A 4,687-nucleotide genomic window follows, 5' to 3' on the forward strand; every position below is an offset into this window, starting at 1 on the left:
CTTCCTCACCCAGAACGCCTCCGGGGGGTTCATGTATGCGAACTTCTAGCGAGAAGACCCTCACGGCCGAGACTCCCGCAACTCCCGTACGCCAGCCCCGTGCACCGCGTCATGGTTGGCGCCGCGCAATCGAGGTCGCCGTTATCGTCCTGCTTATCGTTGCGGCAAATGTCCTCACCAACCTGGGCTTCGAGCTCTACAGCTCGTTGGCAAACGTGATGTGGGACGAGTACCGCGCGGCGGGGGAGGGCATCGACACCGTGGTGGTGGGCTCCTCGACCGCCCAGCGCGCCCTCGACCCGGGCGTCCTCGACGCGGCGCTTGGCACCAGCACCTTCTCGATGGCAACGCCCGCCCAGCCGCTCGACGACTCCTACACCGCGGCCAGGCAGGCCATCGAGGACCACCACGTGCGTCGGGTGATTCTTGCCGTGGACTACGAGTCGATCTCGACGGTCGAATGGCCGGGCTCGCACGTGGCCTTCACGCGCGCCAAGATGCAGGGCGAGCCCCTCCCCCAGGCCGTGGCGGACTACGGGAGGCTCCTCACCAGCGCATCGTTCTTCGACGGGCCGGATTCCATCTGTGCGCTTTTCCCCTGGGGCTACAACCACGTGGAGCTCGATGCCAGGCACATCTTGACCAACCTTCGCGACCGCCTGAGCGGCACGGCACCCGTCGAGGCCGCCGAGCGCGTCATGAACGGCTGGACCTACTACGGCAAGGGCTACGGCAACTACGACGGCGTGCTCGACTATTCCACGGCACAGGATCACATCTCGGTGAAGGGAGACGAGCCGGCAGGCTTTGACCAGCAGGGCCTCGACTGGATCCAGGACATCTGCGATCTGTGCCGCGAGAATGGCGTTGAGCTCGTGGTCGTGGCCACGCCGCGCCCGGCCTTCAACGTGCTTGCCTACGGTGATGCGTACCCCGAGCAGATGTCGCGGCTTGAGAGCGTGGTCGAGGAGGGCGGGGGCACCCTCATCGACGCCAACATGGCAAAGAGCAGCTGGTATACCCCCGAGGACACCGACTTCTACGACGGCGAGCACCTGAACCACGACGGAGCCGCCCGCTTCTCGCAGGCGTTTGCCCAGGCGCTCGCAACGCTAGACGCAGGCGGCTCGGTCTCGGACCTCACGTATCCCTACGACCAGTGGGATGGCTACCTTGCCTCCATTGACGCCATCTCGGCGGTGACTGCCACGACTACCCTGGAGGAAACCGACACCGTCGTGACGGCGACAGCCTATACGGGCTCCAGCGTGCAGGTGGAGTATCGCTTCTCGTCTGTGGGCGAGAACGGAGGCACGACGGTCATCCAGGACTGGGGGGCAAGCGACACCTGCACCATCCCTCGGGACCAGACTCCCCCGTGCTCGGGGCAGGTCGAAGTCTGCGTGCGCAAGGCAGGCACGACCATGGGCTACGAACGCTACTGCCTGGTAGACATCTCGAGCTAGGCAGCCCCACACAGGCACCTGGCACAGGAAGGAAGAAGAATGAGAAACGTGATCGAATGGCTCGAGGCCACGGCCGTGGCAACGCCGGAGCGCGTGGCCGTGGCCGATCCGGACGCAAGCCTCACCTATGGCGAGCTGCACCGCGAGGCCCAGGCGGCTGGTACGTGGCTTGCGGGGCGCACGAGGCCCCGCCAGGCCGTGGCACTCTTTCTCGAGAAGAGCTGCGGTGCGCTTGCCTGCATGCTGGGCGCCGTCTATGCGGGCGGGTTCTACTCGGTGATTGACATCCGCCAGCCGGGGGGCCGCGTTCACGCCATTGTCGACGCGCTCGCGCCATCCTGCGTGCTCACCGATGCCGAGAACGCAGCACGGGCGCAGGAGCTTCTCGGGCATGAGGGCGTCGAGATCGCGCGCATCGAGGACATCGTGGAAGGCCCTGTTGACGAGGGGCTTCTCGCCCGCAGGCGCGCCCAGGCGTTGGATGTGGACCCGCTCTACGTGAACTTCACGAGCGGCAGCACGGGTACGCCTAAGGGCGTGGTGGTCTCACACCGCTCGGTCATCGACTTCATCCCCGTGTTCGACCAGATCTTTGGCATTGGCGAGTGCGACGTTATTGCCAATCAGGCGCCCTTTGACTTCGACGTCTCGGTGAAGGACATCTACTCGGCGCTTCGTTGCGGCTCCCGGCTGCAGCTGGTACCGCGCACGTACTTCACGCAGCCCACCAGGCTCATGGACTACCTGGCAGACAACCAGGTCACAACGCTTATCTGGGCGGTCTCGGCGATGTGCTTCGTCTCCATCATGAACGGCTTTGAGTACCGCGTGCCCACCACGGTGCGTCGCGTGCTCTTCTCGGGCGAGGTCATGCCGCCCAAGCAGCTGGCAGTATGGCGCCGCTACCTGCCCGACGCCACCTACGTGAACCTCTACGGCCCCACCGAGATCACGTGCAACTGCACGTACTACGTGGTGGAGCGCGAGTTTGGCAAGCACGAGGTCATCCCCATGGGCAGGGCCTTCCCCAACGAGCGCGTCTTCCTCTTGGACGAGGAGGGCCACGGGGTCACGGAGCCGGGCGTGGAAGGCGAGGTCTGCGTCTCGGGCACGGCACTGGGCCTGGGCTACCTTGGAGACGCCGAGCGCACTGCGGCGGCCTTCGCGCAGAACCCGCTGAACAGCCGCTGGCTCGAGCCCATCTATCGTACTGGCGACCTTGCGACCTACGACCAGGATGGCAACCTGGTGTACTCGTCGCGCAAGGACTTCCAGATCAAGCATATGGGCCAGCGCATCGAGCTGGGTGACATCGAGGCCGCAGCACAGGCAACCGACGGCGTCGGGCGTGCCTGCTGCACCTACGACCATCGCCGCAAGCGCATCCGCCTGTACTATATGGGTACGATTGACGAGAAGGGCCTGGCAGACGCACTGTCCATGGCGCTTCCTCCCTACATGGAACCCAACCACGTGCGCCGCGTGGACCAGATGCCGCTCACCAAGAACGGCAAGATCGACCGCAAGGCCCTTGACGAGATGGGAAGGCAATGATGACCAACGACGAGCTTCTCGCCTGCGCAAACGCGCTGGGGACGCCCACCTACGTCTTTGACACCGAGGCGCTTGGCACGCGCCTTGATGCCGTGCGGGAGATTTGGGGGCCAAAGGTCGACCTGTGCTACTCGGTCAAGGCCAACCCGTTTCTCGTGCCCACGGCGATGGCGCACGGCTATGCCCTTGAGGTCTGCAGTCCTGGTGAGCTGGCCATCTGCGAGCGTGACGCCGTGGACCCGAGGTGCATTATCTACTCGGGTGTGTGCAAGCAGGCTGCGGACGTGCGCGAGGCCCTGCGCTTTGGCGCGGGCACCTTCACAGCCGAGTCGCTCGGCCAGCTGGCCTTGGTTGACGCCGAGGCGGCTGCTGTCGGCATGCGCGTACCCACGCTGCTGCGCCTGAACGGCGGCAGCCAGTTTGGCATGAGTCGAGAAGACCTTCTCCGCGCCGTCGACCACAGAGACGAGCTTGTGGGCTGCGAGCTTGTGGGCATCCACTACTTCGTGGGCACCCAGCGCGCCAAGCTCAAGTGGCAGCAGAAGGAGCTCGCCATGCTCGCCGAGCTTATGGACGAGCTCGAGCGCAATCATGGCTGGCGGGCGCAGCGCCTCGAGTATGGTCCCGGACTTGCCGTGCCGCTCTTCGAGGGCCAGGACTTCTCGGATACGCTGACACCCGCGCGCGAGCTCGCGCCAGACCTCGCGGCCATGGCGGAGCGCGTGGAGCTGCAGGTGGAGATGGGCCGCTTCCTGGCCACCGAGTGCGGTCACTACCTGGCACGCATCGTGGACGAGAAGGACAACGAGGGCACGAGCTACGCCTTCATCGATGGCGGCATGAACCACGTGACGTACTTTGGCCAGATGATGGGCATGAAGGAGCCGAGGATCCGCAACCTCTCGCACGAGGCACGCGTGAAGGCGGGGGAGGACGCGGACAACGCCCGTGACTGGGCACTCTGTGGCAGCCTCTGCACCACGGCTGACGTGCTGGTGCGCAAGGCCCCCTTCGTTGACCTGCGCGTGGGCGACCTTCTCGCCTTCGACAACATCGGCGCCTACTCCGTGACCGAAGGCATCTACCTCTTCCTCAGCCGGACCATGCCCCTCGTCGCCCTGCGCGACGCCCGTGGGGTCCGAGTGGTCCGCGAGCACATGGAGACTTGGAATAGCAACTGCTGCTAGGGGCTCCCCGTGCCTCGGCTGCGATAGACTTTCATCGCTTGCTACGAAATCTGTTGGACATTTGGAGGCAACCATGGATGACGATCTGACGCTCGGCCATATGATCGAACTGCTCGAGGACGTCAAGGGTAATGTCGACTACGCGAATTGCACAACGCTCGTGGACGACCGCGTGCTGGACTCCTTCGACATCCTCTCCATCATCAGCTCCATCAATGACGAGTTTGACGTCTCGGTGCCTGCCAAGGACATTGTCCCTGACAACTTCAACAGCGCACAGGCCATGCTCGACATGGTGAAGCGCCTGGTGGACGAGGAGGGCTAGGAGCCGACCGTTGGATCTGCTCTCGCTCTCGTTCGTGCTGTTCCTCACAGCCTCGCTTGCGGCCTACTACCTGGTAGGCCGCATCTCTCGCCATATCCAGTGGGTCGTCCTGCTGGTCGCCAGCCTCGCCTTCTACTGCCTGGTGGGCAGGTGGC

The 4,687-nt window shown here is 64.7% G+C and carries 4 protein-coding genes; all 4 read left to right on the forward strand.

Going from position 1 to position 4,687, the window contains the following annotated elements:
* Positions 1 to 35: 35 nt before the first annotated feature.
* Positions 36 to 1,466 (forward strand): SGNH/GDSL hydrolase family protein, encoded by a 1,431-nt coding sequence (locus tag ACO59D_RS12855; protein ID WP_485127325.1) that lies wholly within the window; start codon positions 36 to 38, stop codon positions 1,464 to 1,466.
* A 39-nt stretch (positions 1,467 to 1,505) separates the two neighbouring features.
* Positions 1,506 to 3,020 carry an amino acid adenylation domain-containing protein gene (locus ACO59D_RS12860; RefSeq protein ID WP_485127326.1) on the forward strand — a complete coding sequence of 505 codons (1,515 nt, stop codon included), beginning with the start codon at positions 1,506 to 1,508 and terminating at the stop codon, positions 3,018 to 3,020.
* Positions 3,020 to 4,207 (forward strand): diaminopimelate decarboxylase family protein, encoded by a 1,188-nt coding sequence (locus tag ACO59D_RS12865; RefSeq protein WP_485127327.1) that lies wholly within the window; start codon positions 3,020 to 3,022, stop codon positions 4,205 to 4,207. The genes ACO59D_RS12860 and ACO59D_RS12865 overlap by 1 nt, the downstream gene beginning before the upstream one ends.
* A 73-nt stretch (positions 4,208 to 4,280) precedes the next feature.
* Positions 4,281 to 4,532, forward strand: a complete 252-nt coding sequence (locus ACO59D_RS12870; RefSeq protein WP_130810927.1) for an acyl carrier protein — start codon at positions 4,281 to 4,283, stop codon at positions 4,530 to 4,532.
* Positions 4,533 to 4,687 lie beyond the last annotated feature (155 nt).

The organism is Tractidigestivibacter sp., from assembly GCF_057241865.1.